Genomic DNA, 22680 nt, shown 5'->3' on the forward strand with positions numbered 1-22680 from the left:
GACGACTCGCCGTGTGCCGGCCGCCGTGCCGGACGAGGGCAAGGAATGCGCCGCTGGCTTTTCGAATGTGTGGCTGTGGTCTTGGCCGTGCTGGCGCTGCCCTGGCCGGCGCAGGCCCAGCTCATCGCCGGCCCGCAGCAGGACCGAATCAATCGCCAGGGCCAGACCGCGCAGCCGCTGCGCTACACGCCGGATGGCGAGGACTTCGTCATTCACAACGGCGCCGAGTTCTTCAACCGCCCGCTTTACGGGGGCCGCACGGGGTTTCGGGTTGACGGTGGCGACAAGCCGGAGTTCATCCTCTACCTGCCCGGTCGTGGCGGCAACTTGCGGCTGGCACTGCGAACGCCTGCCGGCAGTCGCTGGCTGCACGAGGCCGAGTCCGTCACGACGCGCTACCGCCCGGGCGAGTTGCACTACGACATCCGTGACGCGCTGCTCGGTGAGGGCCGCCTGGCCGTCGTCGCGCTCGCCACGACGACGACCGAAGGCCTGCTGATCCGCGCGGAAGGCCGCGGCCTGCCGTCCGGTACCGAACTGGTGTGGGCCTATGGCGGCGTCACCGGCCAGCGCGGCCGGCGCGACGGCGACATCGGCACCGAGAACGTGCCCATCAGCCGCTACTTCCAGTTCCAGCCGCAGTTCGCCAACGGCAACCGCTTGGTGATCGGCGATGACGGCTTCGTGCTGGCAGCGCCCGCCGCCGTCATCGCCGGCACCGTGCCCGCTGGTGCGCTACAGCACCTGGCCTCGGCGAGCGACTGGGACTCCCTGCCCGCCCTGATAGCGCCACCCAGCGCAACGCCTGACACCGCCATCGTCGTCGGCCGCGTGCCTCTGCGCAACAGCCAGCCCGCCTGGCTCGCGCTGCAACGCCTGGCCGATGCCGCCCGCTCGCAGGCCAGCGCAGCCGCGCAGACCTACGCGGAGGTGGGCGCCCCCCGCCCCGCCACGCGCGGCACGCCGCTGGCGCCACGCTTTGCATACGCCGGCCTGCCCGCGCTGTTCGCCAACGAGCAGGCCCACTTCAAGGCGCTGCGCCACCAGATCCGTATCACGACGCCCGATGCGTACTTGAATGCCGCCGTCGGCGCGATCAACGTCGTCAGCGATGCGCTGTGGGACGACGACGCCCAAGCCATCCTGCATGGCGCCGTTGCCTGGCGGGTGCCGCTGCTGGGTTGGCGCGGCGCCTATGCGCTCGATGCCCTCGGCTGGCACGACCGCGCGAAGCAGAACATCGAGACCTGGCTGGCGCGGCAGAACACGTCGCCCATTCCCGCGCAGCTGCCGCCGCCCGACGCCGACACGCATTTGGCGCGCAGCGAGAAGGCGCTGCATTCGAATGGCGACCTGTCGAAGTCGCACTACGACATGAACATGGTGTTCTTCGACGCCCTGTTCCGCCACCTGCTGTGGACGGGCGACCTGGACCTGGCCCGCCGCGCCTGGCCGGCCATCCAGCGCCACCTGGCCTGGGAGCAGCGCCTGTTCCGCCGCGACTTTGGCGGCCTGCCGCTGTACGAGGGCTACGCCAACTTCTGGGCCAGTGACGACGTGTTCTACGGCGGCGGCGGCGTCACGCATGCGTCGGCGTACAACTTCTACGCCTTCCGCAGTGCGGCGCGCCTGGCGAAGCGGATCGGCGAAGACGGCGGTGCCTACCAGCGCGAGGCTGACCTCATCGCGCAAGGCATGCGCAAGCACTTGTGGATGCCCGAGCGCGGCGCGTTCGGTGAATACCGCGACAGCCTGGGTCTGAGGCGGCTGCATGAGAGCTACGGCCTTTGGACCTTCTATCACGCCATCGACTCGGAAGTGCCCACGCCGGCCGAGGCTGCACAGATGGCGGACGACCTTCGCCACCACCGCAAGCCCATCCCGGTGCACGGCCTCGGAGTGCCGGCGGATGCACCCTACGCGGTGCTGCCCAGCACCGACTGGATGCCCTATGCCTGGTCAGTCAACAACGTCGTCATGGGCGAGAACCTGCACACCGCGCTGGCGCTGTGGCAGGCCGACCGGCCCCAGGACGCCTACGTGCTGGCCAAGAGCGCGCTGATGGCCAGCATGACCATGGGCATCACGCCGGGCAACGTGGGCTCCATGAACTACCTGGACCACTACCGCCGGGAGTCGCAGCGGGACTTTGCCGACGGCACCGGCGTGACGTCGCGGGCGCTGGTGGAAGGCTTGTTCGGTGTGAAGCCCGATGCGCTGGCGGGTGTGCTGACGGTGAGGCCCGGTTTCCCGGCCAAGTGGTCCATGGCTGAACTGCAGCACCCGGGCTTGGGCCTGACCTTCGAACGGCAAGACCAACGCGAGACCTGGACGCTGACGCAGCCCGGCCAACGCTTCAAGCACCTACATCTGCAGCTGTCCACGCAAGACCGCGAACTGGTGCAGGTCGAGGTCAACGGCATGCGCGGTATGTGGCGTACCGATGCGGGCGGCCGCGTGCAGGTCGAGCTGCCGTTCGGCGCTCGAGCGGTGGTGACTGTGCAATGGCGCGTGATGGCGCGGTCCCTGATGCCTCCGTTGCCGGGCGACCTGGTTCCGGCGGCCCGCAAGCCCGATTGGAGGAGGGCCCTACAGGACGCCAGCTACGAGCCTATCGACCTGCACGCCCACTTCAACGACCGCGTCACCGACCTCTTCAAGCCCGGCAAGTACCTGACGCCGCGTCCGATCGGCGTCTCGCTGGCGTTGCCGTCCCAAGGCGCCGGCGCCTGGGCCGGGCACGTCAATGAACTGCCCGCCCTCGACGACAGCGGCCTGCGCCGCGTGGCGGCCGAGCAGGGCGGCCAGCTCAAGTTGCGCAACGGCCTGCCGTTCTCCACACCCAGCACGCCCGACACCCGCAACATCGTCTTCACGTCCCGCTGGGACAACTACCCGCACGAGATCAGCGTCCCCTTGCAAGGACAGGCTCGTCACGCCTACCTGCTGATGGCCGGCACCACCAACTTCATGCAAAGCCGCATCGACAACGGTGAGGTCATCGTGGAGTACGCCGATGGCAGCCGCGCCCGGCTGGCCCTGCACAATCCCACCACCTGGTGGCCCATCGAGCAGGACTACTTCATCGATGACTACCAGTTCCAGCGCGCCGGCCCCACGCCGCCGCGCGTGGACCTGAAGACCGGCCTGGTGCGCCTGCAGCCCACCGGCCGCGCGGTACCCGGCGGCGCTGCCACCGTGCTGGACCTGCCGCTGGACCCTGCCAAGCCCCTCGCGCGCCTGACGCTGCGCACCTTGAGCAACGACGTGGTGATCGGCCTGATGAGCCTGACGCTCGACCGTGCCGCACCGTAGTGGCGGAAACATGGGGGGAGGGGTGGAAGATACTCGCGCCATATCCCAAGCGGGGCACCTCCATGAGCATCACCTCCGTGTTCACCAACAATCGATCTCAAGCTGTGCGCCTGCCGGCGGATGTCCGCTTGCCCGAGAGCGTCAAGAAAGTGCAGGTGCGGGCGCGCGGTGTCGACCGCATCATTTCGCCGGTGGGCCAGACCTGGGACGAGTTCTTCCTGCGCGGCACCCAGGCGTCGGAAGACTTCATCGCCGAGCGCGCCACGCAGCAACAGGCCGACCGCGAAGCCTTCTGACCCAACAACGTCAGCGAGGTCGAGCGCGTGCCGAGACTCTTGCTGGAGAACTGGGTCGCGGCCTAACCGCGAGCCAACGCGCATGCTGCAAGTGATCGCTAGTCTTGGCTTGGTGCTAGGAGCATCAGCGGCCATCCTGTGGCTTGTAGAGGCCGTGGCAAGACGTGTCGGAGGCAGAGTGACCTGGCTTCTGTCCTTGGTCGCTGTTCCCTTTTTCATCAGCCTCGCCGTCACCGTGCTCAACTGGGAAGAGCTGGCCTGGTGGGAGCGGATGGCCTACCCCTTGTCGGGGCCTGTCGCGGCAGCGGCGTTGCTGTTCGTGGGCTTTGCGGCTATCAATCCGGCAGATGCGGCGCTGCTGCTGAGTACGGCCGTCCGGGCGGGCTGGTGTTTGTTGAGGCCGCGCAGCGGCAGCCGCCCGAGTTGACGGCAGCGGCTGCGTGTCACAAGCGGGCACGCCGTTGCGCGTCGCGCACAGAAGTTTTCAGCGACAGTGCGACATGACTTTCCACCGCCTCCTGCTGCCCGTGTTGCTGGCTCTGGCCCCTGCCCTGCAGGCCCAGCCCCATGCGCCGATCGACCGCGCCGCCGTCGTCGCCCGCCATGCGGTGCGCAACACCGGCCTCAACCCCGAGTCCGCGCTGACCGTCGGCAACGGCGACTTTGCAGTGACCGTGGACGTGACCGGCCTGCAGAGCCTGGAGCGCATCTACTACGACGGTGGCCTGCCGCTGGAGACGCGCAACACCTGGAGCTGGCACAGCTTCCCCAACCCCAAGGGCCTGCGCTTCGAGGACACGCTGGCACCCGTGCCCTTCCACGGTCGGCAGATCCTCTACCCCATCCAGCAGAACACGCCCGCGGGCCGTTACTACCGCGAGAACCCCCAGCCCATGCCGCTGGGCCAGTTCCAGTTCACGCTGTACGGCGAGGTGCTGCGTAGCGAAGACATCGCGGGCGTGAACCAGACGCTGGACCTGTGGACCGGCATCGTCACCAGCAAACTGCTGGTGCGCGGCCAGCCGCTGGAGGTGACCACCGCCGCCCACGGCAGTGCCGCCGTGCTGGCCGTGCAGGCGCGTTCGCCGCTGATCGCCAGCGGCGAACTGCAGGTGCGCGTGCGCTTCCCCTATGCGTACCGCACATCCATTGCCCACAAGCCGCCCTTCATCTGGGAGCAGCCCGAGCGGCACCGCAGCACGCTGACCCAGGTGGCCGCCGGCCACGCCCGCATCGCCCGCGAGGCCGACGGCACGCGCTACGACACCGAGCTGCGCTGGAGCACGCCGGCCGAGCTGGTCAGCGCCTCCACGCCGCAGCTGGCTGCGCCGCACGACTACCGGCTGCGCGCGACCCGCGGTGACACCCTCGCCTTCACGGCCGCGTTTGCTGATGCCGAGCACCCGGCGATTGACGAGACCGTTGACAGCACGCTGGCGTCATCGAAGCAGGCCTGGCGAGACTACTGGACCAAGGGCGGCATGGTGGACCTCAGCGCCGCCACCGACCCGCGCGCCAAGGAGGTCGAGCGCCGCACCATCCAGTCGCTGTACCTGATGCGCGTGAACTACGGCGGCAGCTTCCCGCCTGCCGAGACGGGTCTGCAGCACCTCTCCTGGTTCGGCAAGCACAACTCCGAGGTCTACGTCTTCCACGCCGCGCAGTTCTACCAATGGGGCCATGTGGATCTGCTGGAGAAGGGCCTGGCCTGGTACCTGGGTCAGTTGCCCAAGGGCATCGCGCAGGCGAAGTCGGAGGGCTTCGATGGCGTGCGCTGGCCCAAGATGTCGGGCTTGGACGGCCGCCCCACGCCCGGCGCCATCAACCCCTACATCATCTGGAACCAGCCGAATCCCATCTACCTGGCCGAGTTGGTCTACCGCGCCAAGCCTACGAAGGAGACGCTGCAGCGCTACGGCGAGCTGGTGGCCGAGTCGGCCAAGTTCCTCGCGTCGTTCGCGCACCGCGATCCCGCCACCGGCGTCTACCACCTGGGCCCGCCGCTGAAGAACGTCAGCGAGAGCACGTCCGTCGAGCTGGTGCGCAACCCGACCTTCGAAGTGGCTTTCTGGTACTACGGGCTGCAGGTCGCGCAGCAATGGCGAGAGCGGCAAGGTCTGGCACCCGACGCGAAGTGGGCCGACGTCATCAAGAACCTCGCGCCGCTGCCGCAGCAGGACGGCCGCTACCTGGAGATCGAGGGCATCCGCAACCTGTTCGGCCCGGGCAAGCGCGGTGCGCCGTCGTCCATGCTGCTGGCGCTGGGCTACCTGCCGGCCACGGACAAGATCGACATCGAGACTGCGCGCCGCACCTTCCACGCCGTGCATGAGCAGCGCGGCGTGGACGGCGGCTGGGTCAGCTGGCAGATGGGGCAAGGCGCGCTGACGGCCGCGCGGCTGGGCGAGCCGGATCGCGCCGTGGCCATCCTCGGCAACACGCGTGCTGCGGCCCACTTCATGCCCAGTGGCTACAGCCGCCGCCCGCGCGACCCCGAGGGCGCGGTGGCCTACCTGCCCACCAACGCCGCCTACCTGATGGCCATGGGCCTGATGGCCGGCGGCTGGGACGCGGCGCCCCAGGGAGTTGCCGCGCCGGGCTTCCCCAAGGACGGCGCCTGGAACGTCCGCGCCGAAGGCCTGCTGCCGCTGCCATGAAGCACTTTTTCGCCCTGCTCGCCTTCACGCCCGCGGCCGTGCTCGCTGGCGTCATCGGCCTCAACACGCCCGCGCCCGAGATGAGCGCCGTGCGTATTGCCGAACTGCCTGCCGCACAGCGCCCGGCCTGGCAGGCTTATCTGGACCGCTCCGACCGCCAGATGGCCTTCGACCGCGCCACGCTGGCCCGCGAGCTGAAGCCCGGCGACCCCGTACCGCCGCCGCCCGTGGCCGGCAAGACGAATGCGCCGCTGGACCGCGAGCCCGGCTGGTACGGGTCGGACGAAGCGGCCCGCATCGCCGCCACCATCCTCAGCTTCCAGACCCCCAGCGGTGGCTGGAGCAAGAACCAGAACCGCAGCGGCCCGCCCCGCCTGCCCGGCCAGCGCTACGCGAACAACGCCGAGACCATGACCGTGGGCACCGGCAGCTTCGACGAGCCACGCGACCGCTTCTGGACCTTTGTCGGCACGCTGGACAACGACGCCACGCACACCGAGATCCGCTTCCTGGCTCGCGTCAACAGGCAGCGCCCCCACGACGACTACCGCGCCGCCATCGTCAAGGGTGTTCTCTACCTGCTGACGGCGCAGTACCCCAATGGCGGCTGGCCGCAGAACTACCCGCTGGAGGGCGGCTTCCACGACGGCATCACCTTCAACGACGAGGCCGTCACCGAGGCCGCCGCACTGCTGCAAGACGTTGCCGAAGCCCGGCCCGACTTCGCCTTCGTGCCCGAGCCACTGCGCTACCGGGCCCGCGCGGGCGCGGCGCGTGCCGTGGACCTCATCCTTGCCGCGCAGGTGAAGGTGAACGGCCGCCTGACCGGCTGGCCCCAGCAGATCGACGCGCTCACGCTGGCGCCCATCTCGGCGCGCAACTACGAGCCACGCGGCCTGGCCAGTGCCGAGAGTGCCGGCGTGCTGTTGTTCCTGATGCACCAGCCCCGCCCCACGCCGGCCATGAAGGCGGCCATCCATGCCGGCATCGCCTGGCTGCAGGCCCAGGCGCTGCGCGACCATGCCTTCACGATGACGTCTGAAGGCCGCAAGCTCGTCCCAAAGCCTGGCGCCGGCCCGTTGTGGTCCCGGCTCTACGACGTGTCCACTGGCCGCCCCATCTTCGGCGACTGGGGCAAGACCATCCACGACGACGTCAACGAGATCTCCAAAGGCCGCCGCAACGGCTACACGTGGTGGGGCACCTGGCCGCAGAAGGCGCTGGACGCGTATCCGCGATGGCAGGGGGACCACCGTTGAGCGATAAGTTCCGTCTGGGAGTTGGCCTCCACAGCGCTGGCTCATGGAGCGTCGAGAATCCCGCCTGGCGCGCTCTGCTCATAGAGGCTCATAGACGCTCATACAGGCTCATAGAAATTCGCAGTGATCTGCCGCGCGCGCAGCGCGCCGGGTGACGGTACTAGCTGCCGGCCCCCTCTGCGAGCGTGTAGCTCGTCCAGCGACGCTCCCCCTGTTGCTGAAGCAGCCCGCGGTCCTTGAGCTTCTTGAGCAGCATGGCGGCTTGATCCGTCGTCAGGTGGCACAGCTCCACGACGTCGGCACGGGCAACGCGTCCGCGCTTGCGCGCGAAGCTCAGTACCGTCTGTTCGTGCTGAATGGCCGAAAACCCCGCCTGCCCCGTATAGGCGACCTGGCCGCCCGCTCGGCGATAGACCAGGGCCGACAGCGTGTAGCTGCGTCCGCGTGTGGCGCCGTGTGCTTCAGCCAACCCGGCTTCGGTCAAAGCCTCCAGCGTGCGCTTGGCCTGCGCCGGATCACGCTGAATTAGGCTCGCCAGCTCGTCCACGCTCAAGCGCCGCTGCTCTCGCAGAGCCGCCAGCGCGATCAGGCTGTCGATGGGCAACTCGGCGCCACCGCGCTCTGCCCCGACGACCAGCCGCCGAAAATCCAGGTCAGCCTCGACGGTGGGCAGGCGCAGCACCACGTCCTGTTGGGTGGTACGGCTGTAGTCGGGCGCCGGGCGGCCGAACTTGAGCATGCCACGGTAGATCTTGTCCACGCCGCGGCCTGAACGTTCCACCACGCCGATGCGCTTCATTGCATCGGCGAGTTGAGGGTTGCGCGGATGGCGCTCGATCGTCAGCAGATTACGAAGCGTGACACCTTCAACCAGCCCGCCGGGGTTGCTGACGACGAGCGCGCCATCTTCCAGCCGTACATGTACTGCCCCCAGGCGGTGGTAGTCGCGGTGGATCAGCGCATTGGCCACCGCCTCACGGAAGGCGCCTCCATCGACCAGCGGCACCGCCACGCGGAACAACCCCACCTGCAATTCCTGCTCGGGGTTGTAGGGATTGAAGTTGGTGTCCAGCCAATCCAGCGCTTTCAACAGCGGGAAACGTCTGAACTCGTTGAATCTGACCGCCTCGCGTGCGAGCACCTGGAAGGCGAACTCGTGCGTGGGCACCAGCTCGCGCAGTGCTGTCTCGCGGCCAATCAGTAGCAAGCCCGTCAGCGTGGGCGCGCGCCGGCCTGAGCCATCCGACATGCGTGCAGCAAGACCTAGCGCGCCATCCAGCGCCTCATCGTCCAGCTCCAGCAGCACGCGGTCTCCACCGTACTGCTGCACGCTCTGTCTCAGCCGCTCGCGCTCCAGCGGGTCCAGATCTGCCAGCGTCGCTCCGGCCACGATCTGTGCCGAAGCGTCCATGAGTCCGAAGCTGCTGACCCGGCTGGCACGCTCGTGCGGCAGCATGGCTACACATTCCGGCGTGCCATCGGCCTTCAGCCGGCGACGCAGATAGACGCCGGCGGTGGTGGCCACTTCGCCCTTTGCCATGGGAACCACGATGCGCGCGACCAGAACGCCACCCACCGTAACCGGCGTGACGCTGACTGCCAGAGACGGCGAAGTGCGTGCCGCCACGAGGCCGGTCAGCCCTGCGAGTTGCTGACGTTCGACGTGCAGTCCTGTTGGCTGGCCGTTGTCCTCAACACCTAGCCACAACTCCCCGCCCTGTGCATTGGCGAGGCAGACGACAGCCTCCACCAAGTCCTTGTCGGACAGGCGACTCCTGTCGCTCTTGAACTCGACATTCAACGATTCGCGCGACGGCAGTGGTGATGGAGTCATGCGTCGCCAACCCTACTTGCCGATGCAAAAACTGCTGAAGATGACCCCCAGCAGTTCGTCCGCCGAGAACGCGCCGGTGATCTCGCCCAGGGCATCGTGCGCCAGGCGCAGTTCCTCGGCCAGCAGGTCCAGCGCTGCGTCGCGCTGTTCGGCAATCGCACGAGCCAGCGCCAGGTGTTCCGCCGTGCGCGCCAGCGCCTGTACATGGCGTTCGCGGGCAATGAACAGGCCCTCCGGCACCGCCTGCCAGCCGGCCGTCTTCAGCAGTCGCTGGCGCAGCGCTTCCAACCCGTCTCCTGTCTTCAGGCTCAGCGCGATCTCGCCTTCGGGTGCGGCACCCAGGTCGGCCTTGTTGAAGACCTGCACGATGCGGCTGGATTCGACAGCCGCCAACCGCGCGCGGATGCGCTCGTCCTCGGCCTCGTAGTCGGCCTGGCCCAGGCGACCCAGGTCGTGCAGGAACAGCACGACGTCGGCGTCGGCGATCGCATCCCACGACCGCGACACGCCGATGCGCTCCACCTCGTCGGCCGTGTCGTCGCGCAGCCCGGCCGTGTCGGTGATGTGCAGCGGCACGCCCTCGATCTGGATGGTCTGGCTGACCTTGTCGCGGGTGGTGCCCGGGATGGGCGTGACGATGGCCAGCTCGGCGCCCGCCAGCGCGTTCAGCAGCGAGCTTTTCCCGACGTTGGGCTGGCCCGCGAGCACGACCTTCAACCCGTCGCGCAGCAGCGCACCCTGGCGCGTGCGGGCCTGGACGGCGCTCAGTTGCGCCGTCAGGCGATCCAGCCGCCCGAACGCGTCGGCCTTCTCCAGGAAGTCGATCTCTTCCTCGGGGAAGTCCAGCGTCGCCTCTACCAGCATGCGCAGCTGGATGAGCTGGTCGCGCAACACGCCGACCTCGTGGGACAGCGCACCGCCCAGGGCCCGGCTGGCGCTGCGCGCGGCAGTCTCGGTGCTGGCGTCGATCAGGTCGGCGACGGCCTCGGCCTGCGCCAGGTCCAGCTTGCCGTTCAGGAAGGCGCGCTGCGTGAACTCGCCGGGCTCGGCCAGGCGCACGCGCGCGCCGGCTTGTTCGGTGCGCTCGCCGATGGCCTCGCCCGCCTCGATGACGCGCGCCAGCAGCAGCTGCATGACGACGGCGCCGCCGTGGGCCTGGAGTTCCAGCACATGCTCGCCGGTGTAGGAATGCGGTGCGGGGAAGTACAGCGCCAGGCCTTGGTCGATGGGCGCACCGTCCGCGTCGCGGAAGGGCAGGTAGGTCGCCTCACGCGCTTTCAGCGCGCGGCCGCAGACGGCTTCGATGAGCGGGGCCAGGTCTTGTGGCGACGACACGCGCACGATGCCCACGGCGCCCCGGCCCGGTGCGGTGGCAATGGCGGCGATGGGGTCGGCGTGACGGGCGAGCATGGCGCGATTGTCGATGCGCCAAAAGAAACAGCCGCTCGGCGAGCGGCTGTTCAGGTGTTGGCGCGGGGGAGGCTCGGTTCGGATGCTCTCGTGAGCCCCGTCCGGGCCGGTGTTCTCTGCCCCGCGTCGCCATTGAACTGCAGCACGCGGGCACAAAAAAGCCCCCGGGCGCGGGGGCTGTGCAGATTCACGTGACTCAGTTCACGCCCATCTGCTTGTTGATCATCCACTGCTGCGCGATGGACAGGATGTTGTTCGTCAGCCAGTACAGCACGAGGCCGGCCGGGAAGACGAAGAACATGACGCCGAACGCGACGGGCATGATCCACATCATCTTCTGCTGCATCGGGTCGGCGGCCGGCGGGTTCAGCCAGACCTGGAACAGGCTGGTCGCCATCATCAGCAGCGGCAGGATGAAGTAGGGGTCGCGCACCGACAGGTCCGTGATCCACAGCATCCACGGCGCCTGGCGCATTTCCACGGTGGACAGCAGCACCCAGTACAGCGCCATGAAGATGGGCATCTGCAGGAAGATGGGCAGGCAGCCGCCGATGGGGTTGACCTTCTCCTCGCGGTAGATCTGCATCATGGCCTGCTGCATTTCCTGCGGCTTGTCCTTGAGGCGCTCCTTCATCTCGTTGATGCGGGGCGCCACGGCCTTCATCTTGGCCATGGACTTGTAGGCGCGAGCGTTCAGGCCGTACAGCGCGACCTTCAGCAGCAGCACCAGCGCAACGATGGTCCAGCCCCAGTTGCCGATCAGCTTGTGCAGCTGGTCCAGCAGCCAGAACAGCGGCTCGGCCAGGATGGTCAGCAGGCCGTAGTCCTTCACGCGCTCCAGGCCGGGGGCCAGCGCGGAGAGCTTGTTCTCTTCCTGCGGGCCGGCAAACAGCGTGGCGGTCTGCGTGGTGCTGGCGCCGGGCGCCAATGTGGGCAGCGTGAACACCATGCTGGCGGCATAGGTGTCGCCGCGCAGTCCGGCCTGACCCGGCAGCTTGCGGATGTTGAATTCGCGGTTGCCCGGCTCCGTCACCAGCCAGGCGCTGGCGAAGTAGTGCTGGATCATGGCGACCCAGCCGTCATTGGCATGCTTCTCGATGTCGACCTTGCCCTTGTCGATGTCTTCGAACTTCAGCGTGTGGAACTTGGTCTTGTCGTTGTAGACGGCGGGGCCCGTGAAGCTCGGCGTGAACGCCGCGCCGCCGGTGACGGTGCTGCCGTCGCGTACGAGCTGCAGGTAGACCTGCGGCGTGACGGGCGCGGCACCGACGTTGATGACTTCATGGGCGACGTCCACCGTGTAGGCGCCGCGCTTGAAGGTCAGCGTCTTGACCAGCTTGACGCCGCCGCTTTCAGGTGACTCCAGACGCAGCTTGACCTCGTTCTGGCCGTCCTTCAGCTCACGCTCGCCGGCAACTGCCGTCATCTGCGTGAAGTGCGAGGGCAGGTCCTTGGCGCCGACCAGGCCGGTCTGCGCGCGGTACTGCTGGCCTTCGTTGAACAGCACGACAGGCTGCGGCGTGAACGGCGGCTTCTTCTGCAGGCCCACCATCTGCAGCAGCTGGTCGGTCACCGTCGGGTCATACGACGTCAGGTAGTGAGGCAGCTCGGCGCGGATGATGTCGCCGCCCAGCGTGTCGACGGTGACCGTCAGCACGTCGGTGCGGATGGTGACCTTCTCTGACGCCACGGCCGGCGCTGGCGCGGCGGTCGGCGCCAGGGCGCTGCCGCCGGTGCTGGCGGCCGGCACGCCGTTGGCGCCCGGGCCGCTCGCCGCGCTGACGGCGGGCGTGGGGGCCGAGGGGCTGAACATCGAGCGATGCCCGTTGTGCTTCTGCCAGCCGTCCCAGAGCAGGACGAGGGACATGGTGAACACCACCCACAGCACGGTGCGGCGAATATCAGTCATGAGGAGACTCGGACGAGGAAGACGGCGACGCGCTGGCGCGTGCCATACGGGAGGAGGGAATGAGGCGAGAGAACAGCCGCGGCGCATTGTCAGGCACGGGATCGTGCCCGCCGTCGCACCAGGGCTGGCAGCGCAGGATGCGATGCACGGTCAGGTAGCTGCCGACCAACGCGCCGTGCTTCTCGAGCGCACCCAGCGAGTAGCGTGAGCATGTGGGCTCGAAGCGGCAGGCGTTGCCCAGCCAGGGGCTCAGCATCAGGCGGTAGCCGCGCACGACCGCCATCAGCACGCGCGCGGGCCAGCCGGGCGAGGCGGCGGTCATGGCTTGGCCTCCGGCTTGGGGGCCTGCGGTCGCATGGCGCGCTGCAGCAGCTGGGTCAGTTCGGCGCGCGCAGCCGCACGCAGCGCGTCCGACGCGGCGCTGGGAAATTGCTGACGGTCGAACGGAGAGCGCAAACGCACCACCCACAGCCCCGGCGGCATGCCGGTCGCTTGCGCAAATGCGGCGCGGATCTGGCGCTTCAAGAGCTGGCGCGTCACCGAGCGCTTGGCGTGCCGTTTGGGCACGACCATGCCCACCCAGCAGCCCTCAACCGGCGTTGAGGCCTCAGCGGGTGGGTTCGGGTCCACAGCGTTGTGGGTAGCTTGTGCGCCGCCTGTTGATAACTCGGCCTGGGCTGTGCGCAACTGGGCGCTGACCCAGGCACTGGGCGCCGGAGGGGCTGACAGGTGGTGCAGCGCAAAATGAGCGCTGCGGGCGCGACTCGGGCGGGCGAGCACCCGCTCGAAATCCACCGGGCGCTGGATTCGACCGATCATCTAGAGCCCGGCAGAGAGACGGCGCATGGGTGCGCCGCCAGGTGCGACAAGACCTTAGACGGCCAGGCGCTTGCGGCCCTTGGCGCGGCGTGCGGCGATGACAGCACGGCCACCGCGCGTCTTCATGCGCACGAGGAAGCCGTGGGTGCGGGCGCGGCGGGTCTTGGAGGCTTGGTAAGTACGCTTCATGGGGAACCCCTTTTGAGGCTTTTGAGGGTTTGTTCAGGCTGGGCGCAGCGGTTGGCACCCGGCAGGACGACCGGACGCCCCCTGAAGGACCCCGGCGAAAAAAGCGCACAACGATCCAGTCGCCTGTGCGCGAAAACCCGGCATTACAGCAGATGCGGCGTGGACGGTCAATAACTTGGCGTTCTCAAGGCGGGTTTGCCAGGGATTGACCCCCTTCGAAATTCTGTGGATAACCCCGGTTCGACGGGCGCCGACTCCGTACAATCCGGCCGCTCGAAAACAAGTTTTCCACAATGAGCCTAGAAGAATACGACCGGGCGGATGGGGCACAGGTGGCAGCGGGCATGGACACGGCGGAATGGGCCTCGGATCTCTGGCGGCGCGGCTGTGAACGCCTGGCCACCGAGCTGCCCGAGCAGCAGTTCAACACCTGGATTCGCCCCCTGCCGCCGGCCACCGTGGCCGGCGAAGGTGGCGACGCCGCCAGCGTGCTGGTGGCGACGCTGAAGGTGCCCAACCACTTCAAGCGCGACTGGATCCGTCGCCAGTACGCCGCCCGCATCGAAGCCATCCTGACCGAACTGGCCGGCCGCCCGACGCGGCTGGAGCTGGCCTTGGCCGCGCGTGACGGCCAGGTGCTCGGCATGCCCGCAGTCAGCGCGCCGGCGTCGGTGGCCGCAGGGTCGTCGGCGGCCGTGGCTGAACCCAGCGCGGCGCTGCGCCCCGTCGTGGCCGCGCCGGTGGCGTCCACCATCGTGCTGCCGTCGCAGGCGCCCGCGTCGGCCAAGCACCGCATCAACCCGCAGCTGACGTTCGACACGCTGGTGCCCGGCCGTGCCAACCAGATGGCCCGCACCGCGGCACTGCACGTCGCCGGCGCGCCCGGCATCACCTACAACCCGCTGTTCATCTACGGCGGCGTGGGCCTGGGCAAGACCCACCTGATCCACTCGGTTGGCAACGCGCTGCTGAAGGACCGCCCGGACGCCCGCGTGCTGTACCTGCACGCCGAGCAGTTCATCTCCGACGTGGTCAAGAACTACCAGCGCAAGACCTTCGACGAGCTGAAGGCCAAGTACCACTCGCTGGACCTGCTGCTGATCGACGATGTGCAGTTCTTCGCCGGCAAGGACCGCACGCAGGAGGAGTTCTTCAACGCCTTCGAGGCGCTGCTGGCCAAGAAGGCGCACATCATCATGACGTCGGACACCTACCCCAAGGGGCTGGTGGACATCGACGAGCGCCTCACTTCGCGTTTTGACGCCGGCCTGACGGTGGCCATCGAGCCGCCCGAGCTGGAAATGCGTGTCGCCATCCTGATCAAGAAGGCCGAGGCCGAGGGCACGCCCATGCCCGAGGACGTGGCCTTCTTCGTCGCCAAGAACGTGCGCGCCAACGTGCGCGAGCTGGAAGGCGCACTGCGCAAGGTGCTGGCCTATGCCAAGTTCTCGCACAAGGAGATCAGCATCACGCTGGCCCGCGAGGCGCTGAAGGACCTGCTGTCCATCCAGAACCGCCAGATCGGTGTGGAGAACATCCAGAAGACGGTGGCCGACTTCTACAAGATCAAGGTCGCCGACATGTACTCCAAGAAGCGCCCGGCGAGCATCGCCCGGCCGCGCCAGATTGCGATGTACCTGGCCAAGGAGCTCACGCAGAAGAGCCTGCCCGAGATCGGCGAGCTGTTCGGCGGGCGGGACCACACGACCGTGTTGCACGCGGTGCGCAAGATCGGCGGCGAGCGCCAGAAGAACACCGAGCTGAACCAGCAGCTGCACGTGCTGGAGCAGACCTTGAAGGGCTGACGCCCCAACGGGTCGCCCTTCGGGTTGACCCGTAGCTGCAACCAAGTCCTCGCCGGCCGGCCGCACGGCCATTCCGGGCGACAATCGCAGCTTCACGCGCGCGCGCGTTTTTCGGGTGTGTGATCCCGACCGAAATTCCCCCCAAGAGGCCCTCATGATCGTTTTGAAAGCTCCCCAGGACCAGGTGCTCGGCGCGCTGCAAGCGGTGTCCGGCATCGTCGAGCGGCGCCACACGCTGCCCATCCTGGCCAACGTGCTGATCCGCAAGACCGGCAACCAGGTGGAGCTGACGACGAGCGACCTCGAGATCCAGGTGCGCACGACGGTGCAGTTCGACGGCGATGCTGGCAACCTGTCCACCACGGTCGGTGCCCGCAAGCTGATCGACATCCTGCGCGCGCTGCCCAGCGACCAGACTGTCAGCCTGACGAGCAACCAGAACAAGATGACGCTGCAGGGGGGCAAGAGTCGCTTCACGCTGCAGACGCTGCCGGCCGACGACTTCCCGCTGGTGCAGGAAGCCGCGGACTTCGGCCCGGCGTTCAGCGTGCCGCAGAAGGCGCTGAAGGGCCTGATCAACCAGGTGCACTTCGCGATGGCGGTGCACGACATCCGCTACTACCTGAACGGCATCCTGTTCGTCGCCGAAGGCAAGAACCTGACGCTGGTGGCCACCGATGGCCACCGCCTGGCGCTGGCTCAGGCGGAGCTGGAGGTCGACATCCCCAAGCAGGAAGTCATCCTGCCGCGCAAGACCGTGCTGGAGCTGCAGCGCCTGCTGAAGGACGGCAAGGATGACGATGCCATCGAGATGCGCTTCGCCGGCAACCAGGCCAAGTTCAGCTTCTCGGGCATGGAGTTCGTGAGCAAGCTGGTCGAGGGCAAGTTCCCCGACTACAACCGCGTCATCCCCAAGAACCACAAGTTCCGCCTGACGCTGGGCCGCGCGCCGCTGCTCTCCAGCCTGCAGCGCGCCGCCATCCTGACCAGCGAGAAGTTCAAGGCCGTGCGCCTGAGCTTCGAGCCGGGCCTGCTGAGCATTGCGTCCAGCAACGCCGAGCAGGAAGAGGCCAAGGAAGAGATCGAGATCGACTACGGCGGCGACAAGATCGAGACCGGCTTCAACGTCACCTACCTGATGGATGCGCTGGCCAACATGAGCCAGGACATGGTCTGCATCGACCTCAACGACAGCGCCTCCAGCGCGTTGCTGTCCATCCCCGACAACACCGGCTTCAAGTACGTCGTCATGCCGATGCGGATCTGACGATCCGCATCGGCGTTGCATGCCCTGAATGTTTTGCACCCCGAGCCCCCCGCCAAGCGGGGGGCTCTAGTTTGAGTTTGTAGGGCCGCTTCGCGGCCTTGAGAGTGCCCCATGAGTGATGTCAACAGCAGTCCCGAACACCCGGATGGCCTGAACGCCAACCAGCAGGCCGCCGCCGCAGCCGAGGCCAAGTCGGGTGCGGCCTACGACGCCAGCTCCATCCAGATCCTGGAAGGCCTGGAGGCGGTGCGCAAGCGCCCGGGCATGTACATCGGCGACACGTCGGACGGCACCGGCCTGCACCACCTCGTGTTCGAGGTGGTCGACAACTCCATCGACGAGGCGCTGGCCGGGCACTGCGACGACATCGTCGTCACCATCCACACCGACAACTCCATCTCCGTCATCGACAACGGCCGCGGCATCCCCACCGGCGTCAAGATGGACGACAAGCACGAGCCCAAGCGCTCGGCGGCCGAGATCGCGCTGACCGAGCTGCATGCCGGCGGCAAGTTCAACCAGAACTCGTACAAGGTCTCCGGCGGCCTGCACGGCGTGGGTGTCTCCTGCGTGAACGGCCTGTCCAAGTTCCTGCGCCTGACCGTGCGCCAGAACGGCAAGGTCCACTTCCTGGAGTTCGCCAAGGGCATCCCGCAGGACGGCGAAAGCGTCATGGTCGACGGCTTCGAGACCCGTCCGATGAAGATCATCGGCGAGACGGACAAGCGCGGCACCGAGGTCCACTTCCTGCCGGACACGGAAATCTTCCAGCAGAACAACGACTACCACTACGACATCCTCGCCAAGCGCCTGCGCGAGCTCTCGTTCCTGAACAACGGCGTCAAGATCCGCCTCGTCGACGAGCGCAACAACAAGGAAGACAACTTCGCCTACGCGGGCGGCGTGAAGGGCTTCGTCGAGTTCATCAACAAGGGCAAGACGACGCTGCACCCGAACATCTTCCACGCGCAGGGCGACAAGATCAGCGACCAGGGCACCAACGTCGGCGTCGAAGTGGCCATGCAGTGGAACGACGGCTTCAACGAGAACGTCCTGTGCTTCACGAACAACATCCCGCAGCGTGACGGCGGCACCCACCTGACCGGCCTGCGTGCCGCGATGACCCGCGTCATCAACAAGTACATCGACGACAACGAGCTGGCCAAGAAGGCCAAGGTCGAGGTCGCCGGTGACGACATGCGCGAAGGCCTCGCCTGCGTCGTCTCCGTCAAGGTGCCTGAGCCCAAGTTCAGCTCGCAAACCAAGGACAAGCTGGTCTCTTCGGAAGTGCGCGGCCCGGTGGAAGACATCGTCAGCCGCCTGCTGACGGACTACCTGCTGGAGAACCCGCTCGACGCCAAGATGATCTGCAGCAAGATCCTCGACGCCGCCCGCGCCCGCGAAGCCGCCCGCAAGGCTCGCGAGATGACGCGCCGCAAGGGCGTGCTCGACGGCCTGGGCCTGCCGGGGAAGCTGGCCGACTGCCAGGAAAAAGACCCGGCGATGTGCGAGATCTACATCGTCGAGGGCGACTCCGCCGGCGGCTCCGCCAAGCAGGGCCGCGACCGGAAGTTCCAGGCCATCCTGCCGCTGCGCGGCAAGATCTTGAACGTCGAGAAGGCGCGCTACGAGAAGCTGCTGACCAGCAATGAAATCATCACGCTGATCACCGCGTTGGGCACTGGCATCGGACGCGGTGCCGGCAGCGACGACTTCAACCCCGACAAGCTCCGCTACCACCGCATCATCATCATGACCGACGCGGACGTGGACGGCGCCCACATCCGCACGCTGCTGCTGACCTTCTTCTACCGCCAGATGCCCGAGCTGGTCGAGCGTGGCCACATCTACATCGCGCAGCCGCCGCTGTACAAGGTCAAGGTCGGCAAGCACGAGCAGTACCTGAAGGATGGCCACGAGTTCGACGCCTTCCTGCTCAAGGTGGCGCTGCAGGACGCGCACCTGGACACGGCTGGACCTGACAAAGGGGGCAGCACGCTGACCGGGGACACGCTGGACGCGCTGGCCCGCAAGTACGTCGCGGCGCAAAGCGTCATCGAGCGCCTGTCCAACTGGATGGACGGCGAGGCCCTGCACGTGCTGGCCAACGGCCTGGCACTGAAGCTCGACACCCGCGAGGACGCCGACACCAGCGCCGCCGCCCTGAAGGGTCGGCTGCACAACGCCGAGGTCACGGTCGAAACCGACCCGCGCACCGACAAGTTCTTCCTGAAGATTGCCCGCACCCACCACGGCAACGTGCGCGCCAGCGTCATCCACGCCGACTTCGTGCACGGCGCCGACTACGAAGTGCTGGCCGACGCCGGCCTGAGCTTCCAGGGCCTCATCCAGCCCGGCGCCATCGTGCGCAAGGGCGAGGGCGAGAAGGCCAAGGAGCACAAGGTCGACGACTTCCGCGCCGCCATGGCCTGGCTGATGACGCAGGCCGAAGGCAGCGTTGGCCGCCAGCGCTACAAGGGCCTGGGCGAGATGAACCCTGAGCAGTTGTGGGAAACGACGATGGACCCGACGGTCCGCCGCCTGCTGCGCGTGCAGATCGACGATGCGATCGAGGCGGACAAGGTGTTCACGATGCTGATGGGCGACGAGGTGGAGCCGCGGAGGGACTTCATTGAGACCAATGCGTTGAGGGCGGGCAACATCGACGTGTGAAAACCGACAAGCCCGGTTTCACATGTGAAACCGGAAATCGTGCGTTTTCCTTTTTGAATCAGGCACTTGCTATCACCATCGCTGACGCCCGCCAGCTTTAGGTACAACTTGTAAATCCGGCGCGGCGCTTATCACACGCCAATCCGGAAACGTCAAAAAACGGCTTTCAAATCAGCCACTTGCTATCACATGGCAACCAAGCTCTGGGTCAGCGAAGCCCTTCAGATCCTGGCAGAGAGCTTGGCGCCGGTGCCGCATGAACTGAACGAACTGGACTGGAAAGCCCAGTTGTCCGATCAGAAGGACCGCCTAGCCGAACATTTGATGGCTTTCGCCAACCACCCCAACGGTGGTTATCTGGTGTTCGGCGTGAACGATGACGGTCAGGCCACGGGCGTGGACCAAGCACAGGTGGCCAGCATCGTTGGTCAGTTGAGCAACCTGGGCCGCGATGCTATCGAGCCGCCGCTGGCGCTCGATCACGCTGTGGCGGAGACCGCCGCAGGTGTTCCGCTACTGTTGATCCGCGTCCCTGAACTGCCGGTCAAGCCCGCTCATCGGCGCGGCAAGTCAATTGAAGAGGCCTGGGTACGCTCCGGCGGCAGTACCCGCAAGGCCTCCCGCCAGGAGATTGGCGCTCTGCTGATGAACAGCAGCACGCCGCGCTGGGAAGACCTGCGCGCCTCCCCCTTGCTGAGCCTGCCCGATGTGCAACAGCTGCTGGACCTGGAAGCCATCGCCCAGTTGCTCCAGCGCCCTTTGCCCGAAGACACGGATGACCTCGCCCGCTGGCTGGTGCAGGAAGGCATCACCGCGGTGGATGGCCGAGGCCACTACATCACCAACTTTGGTGCCATTGCAGCGGCACGCAAGCTGGATGACTTTCCTTCGCTGGAGCGAAAGCGCATTCGCGTCGTGCGCTATCGCGGCACCAACAAGGTCGACACCATCGACGAGCAGCCCGGCCAGCGTGGCTATGCCGTGGCCTTTGAAGGGCTGATCGGCCACCTGCGCCGCGTGTTGCCGCACTCGGAAATCATCAAGCAGTCTCTGCGCACCGAGGCATCCGTCTATCCCGAGATCGCCTTGCGCGAGCTGATCGCCAATGCGCTGATTCATCAGGACTTTGGCATCACCGGTGCTGGCCCGATGGTGGATATCTTCGACGACCGCATCACCATCACCAACCCTGGCGCCTTGCTGCCCAGCAAGCGGCCGGATCGGCTGATTGGCACCACGCCCGAGTCCCGCAACGAGCGGCTGGCCTCGTCCTTCCGCCGATTTCGCATCTGCGAGGAGCGCGGCACCGGGTTCCAGAAGGTAGTTCAGTCCATCGAACTCTTCGGCCTGCCGCCACTGCAGATCACGCCGCACGAGAACGCCTTCAGCGTCACCCTCAGTGCGCCGCGCAAGTTTGCCGACATGGGTTCGGCCGAGCGCATCGAGGCCTGCTACCAGCACGCCGTGCTGCAGTACCTCTCCAGCGAGACGCTCACCAACACCACGCTGCGTGAGCGCTTCAAGCTGCACGAGAAGCAGCGCAACTCCATCACCAACCTGATCAGCGATGCGGTCGACGCCGGCCGCATCAAGCGCAAGGACGCGCACAGCGGCAACAAGTTTGCCGAATACATCCCCTACTGGGCCTGAGTTCGCACACTCGCCCGCCGCTCAAATCAAGCAGGTCCTTTGTTGTGTAGCTGCCGGACGCGGTTAACTGTGCAAATTCTGCGACAGCCTGATCAAAAGTCAGCATTTAGATCACCTCGCCCGTTGCTTCGACAATAAGAGTCACCTCACAACTCTTAAAATGATTCAAATCAAAAAGATGACGTCGGCCATATTCGCCAAGAGCCTCTTTGATGCATCGCAGCACGCTAGCGTCTGGCACGGACAGACCATTTCCAGCAAGGAAATACTTCAAGCTGTAAGTGATTGATAGCATGCCAGGAGAAGGGCTAAGCTTCTTCAGCAATTCCGTGCTGAATCGATATTGCCCCCGCACATCCATGAATAGCCAACGATCAAGGTTCGCGTCCTCCAACTCTCGCCCCCCCCCTTCGTGGCGAAGAACCATCTCGCCGTCGCGACTCACGGTCCATACGCTGTAATTGGTGCACTCGGTTTCAATGGTTTTTCTCGCAGTAATTAAAAACGCCGACGCCTCTTGATTGGCACGGCAGACATATTCATTGACAAAATGCATAGATGAACTCCGGCTACGCCCGCGGCGCATTCACGTTAGATTTATCGAACAAAACAAAATAAAGGGGCAGGCGATCAATAGCGTCTCTGGTGCAGATTTCTGCCGCAGGCATCGATTACTCGATTTGCAATCCAAATTTTCGATACAAGCCGCTTCAATCGGCTACTCCCGGTGGACTGAACCATGTACCTCTCGAGTCGCCGATTGCGAGAGGGCTTTCCTTCGGATGGTTAGAAATACCTATCGTCAAGAGTTATGTCGTCGAGCCTCACGTCCAACGGCGGGGCAGGCGGTACATCGCCACACGACCGCCGTACAACTTGGAATCGCCGCTTAGTTGCTGCTGGCCCGCAATAGGCAGTACCGCAGATTTTCTCAATCGCCTGGATTCCTGCTGCTGTGTTGTATTCGAGAGCACGCTGACGCGCGCTCCGGCGAAGTTGCTCCGGCACCTCTCCTTGCATATGAAGTGCTTGAACTGCAGTTCGCGCGACTGCAGTGGGGCTGAACATGCCGACCAGCGATCCATTTACTCCATCTCGAACAACCTCTCTAACGGGTCCCGTGTCTGACCCAATCAAAAGGCAGTTGGTAGCCATGGCTTCCAACATCGACCAACTCAGCACGAATGGGTAAGTGAGATAGATATGGGCTGCGGAGACCTGTAGTACGCGCTTGTAGCCAGCGTAGGGAATTTTGCCGAGAAAGTGCGTCCGCGCTGGATCTAGCTGTGATCCTACTTCCCGCAACATCTTTTCGCGCCAGTTCTTAGCGTCATCCGGCAAACGCCCGTAGCTGACGTCATCTCCACCAACAATCACCGCGTGCGGTTTTATGTTCCTTCTGTATCGCAGGTAGCGCACGCAAGAACTGGTGGAACCCACGATACGGCTCTAGATTCCTGGCGACATACGTAGTCAGACCTGCAAAATCCATTTCCAGGCAACTCGCTGTGGGCACGGCTCCGGCGACCAGCGGCGGGTCATGTCTGGTGAAGCACCGGCTGACGCGATAGTTCGGGATTGAAGTTCATGGCGCTGT

General features: G+C 66.1%; 17 protein-coding genes. 9 read left to right on the forward strand and 8 right to left on the reverse strand.

Annotated features, from left to right (window positions below; translation table 11 throughout):
- Positions 1-45 precede the first annotated feature (45 nt).
- The 5 genes from ACG02S_RS25650 (at position 46) to pelA (ending at position 7527) form a co-directional block, all read left to right on the forward strand.
- Positions 46-3315, forward strand: a complete 3270-nt coding sequence (locus ACG02S_RS25650; protein WP_394473345.1) for a DUF4450 domain-containing protein — start codon at positions 46-48, stop codon at positions 3313-3315.
- 62 nt (positions 3316-3377) lie between these two features.
- A complete protein-coding gene (vapB, locus tag ACG02S_RS25655; protein WP_394473346.1) occupies positions 3378-3611 on the forward strand; it encodes a type II toxin-antitoxin system VapB family antitoxin in 234 nt (77 codons plus the stop codon).
- 178 nt (positions 3612-3789) lie between these two features.
- The gene (locus ACG02S_RS25660; protein ID WP_394473347.1) at positions 3790-4038 is read left to right on the forward strand and encodes a hypothetical protein; all 249 of its coding nucleotides are present in this window, start codon (positions 3790-3792) and stop codon (positions 4036-4038) included.
- 73 nt (positions 4039-4111) lie between these two features.
- A complete protein-coding gene (locus ACG02S_RS25665) occupies positions 4112-6268 on the forward strand; it encodes a hypothetical protein (protein WP_394473348.1) in 2157 nt (718 codons plus the stop codon).
- A complete protein-coding gene (gene pelA / locus ACG02S_RS25670) occupies positions 6265-7527 on the forward strand; it encodes a pectate lyase (protein ID WP_394473349.1) in 1263 nt (420 codons plus the stop codon). Before ACG02S_RS25665 ends, pelA begins: the two co-directional genes overlap by 4 nt.
- Positions 7528-7687: 160 nt before the next feature.
- Here pelA and ACG02S_RS25675 read toward each other — a convergent pair whose 3' ends face one another.
- The 6 genes from ACG02S_RS25675 to rpmH all read right to left on the reverse strand — a co-directional run bounded on the left by ACG02S_RS25675 (position 7688) and on the right by rpmH (position 13688).
- Complete coding sequence (locus ACG02S_RS25675) at positions 7688-9328, reverse strand: ATP-binding protein (protein ID WP_394473350.1); 1641 nt, start codon at positions 9326-9328, stop codon at positions 7688-7690.
- A 45-nt stretch (positions 9329-9373) separates the two neighbouring features.
- Complete coding sequence (mnmE, locus tag ACG02S_RS25680; protein ID WP_394473351.1) at positions 9374-10771, reverse strand: tRNA uridine-5-carboxymethylaminomethyl(34) synthesis GTPase MnmE; 1398 nt, start codon at positions 10769-10771, stop codon at positions 9374-9376.
- 196 nt (positions 10772-10967) lie between these two features.
- On the reverse strand, positions 10968-12680 hold the full coding sequence (gene yidC / locus ACG02S_RS25685; RefSeq protein WP_394473352.1) for a membrane protein insertase YidC: 1713 nt from the start codon (positions 12678-12680) through the stop codon (positions 10968-10970).
- The gene (gene yidD / locus ACG02S_RS25690) at positions 12673-13002 is read right to left on the reverse strand and encodes a membrane protein insertion efficiency factor YidD (protein ID WP_394473353.1); all 330 of its coding nucleotides are present in this window, start codon (positions 13000-13002) and stop codon (positions 12673-12675) included. Before yidD ends, yidC begins: the two co-directional genes overlap by 8 nt.
- A complete protein-coding gene (locus ACG02S_RS25695) occupies positions 12999-13499 on the reverse strand; it encodes a ribonuclease P protein component (protein WP_394473354.1) in 501 nt (166 codons plus the stop codon). The genes yidD and ACG02S_RS25695 overlap by 4 nt, the downstream gene beginning before the upstream one ends.
- A 54-nt stretch (positions 13500-13553) precedes the next feature.
- Positions 13554-13688: a 50S ribosomal protein L34 gene (gene rpmH / locus ACG02S_RS25700; protein WP_054021782.1), complete on the reverse strand. Its 135-nt coding sequence runs from the start codon at positions 13686-13688 to the stop codon at positions 13554-13556.
- A gap of 344 nt (positions 13689-14032) precedes the next feature.
- Here rpmH and dnaA point away from each other — a divergent pair, with 344 nt between their 5' ends.
- The 4 genes from dnaA to ACG02S_RS25720 all read left to right on the forward strand — a co-directional run bounded on the left by dnaA (position 14033) and on the right by ACG02S_RS25720 (position 21083).
- Complete coding sequence (dnaA, locus tag ACG02S_RS25705) at positions 14033-15493, forward strand: chromosomal replication initiator protein DnaA (protein ID WP_394473360.1); 1461 nt, start codon at positions 14033-14035, stop codon at positions 15491-15493.
- A 154-nt stretch (positions 15494-15647) separates the two neighbouring features.
- Positions 15648-16760, forward strand: a complete 1113-nt coding sequence (gene dnaN / locus ACG02S_RS25710; RefSeq protein ID WP_394473355.1) for a DNA polymerase III subunit beta — start codon at positions 15648-15650, stop codon at positions 16758-16760.
- 111 nt (positions 16761-16871) lie between these two features.
- Complete coding sequence (gene gyrB, locus ACG02S_RS25715) at positions 16872-19433, forward strand: DNA topoisomerase (ATP-hydrolyzing) subunit B (RefSeq protein WP_394473356.1); 2562 nt, start codon at positions 16872-16874, stop codon at positions 19431-19433.
- 189 nt (positions 19434-19622) lie between these two features.
- Positions 19623-21083, forward strand: a complete 1461-nt coding sequence (locus ACG02S_RS25720; RefSeq protein WP_394473357.1) for an ATP-binding protein — start codon at positions 19623-19625, stop codon at positions 21081-21083.
- Positions 21084-21189: 106 nt separating this feature from the next.
- Here ACG02S_RS25720 and ACG02S_RS25725 read toward each other — a convergent pair whose 3' ends face one another.
- Together ACG02S_RS25725 and ACG02S_RS25730 are read right to left on the reverse strand one after the other, a co-directional pair.
- Positions 21190-21639, reverse strand: coding sequence for a hypothetical protein (locus ACG02S_RS25725; RefSeq protein ID WP_394473358.1), 450 nt, complete (start codon positions 21637-21639; stop codon positions 21190-21192).
- 230 nt (positions 21640-21869) lie between these two features.
- Entirely contained in the window at positions 21870-22523 is a 654-nt protein-coding gene (locus tag ACG02S_RS25730) for a glycosyltransferase (RefSeq protein ID WP_394473359.1), read from the reverse strand.
- Positions 22524-22680 lie beyond the last annotated feature (157 nt).

This window comes from Pelomonas dachongensis (genome assembly GCF_043555865.1).
GTDB lineage: Bacteria > Pseudomonadota > Gammaproteobacteria > Burkholderiales > Burkholderiaceae_C > Pelomonas > Pelomonas dachongensis.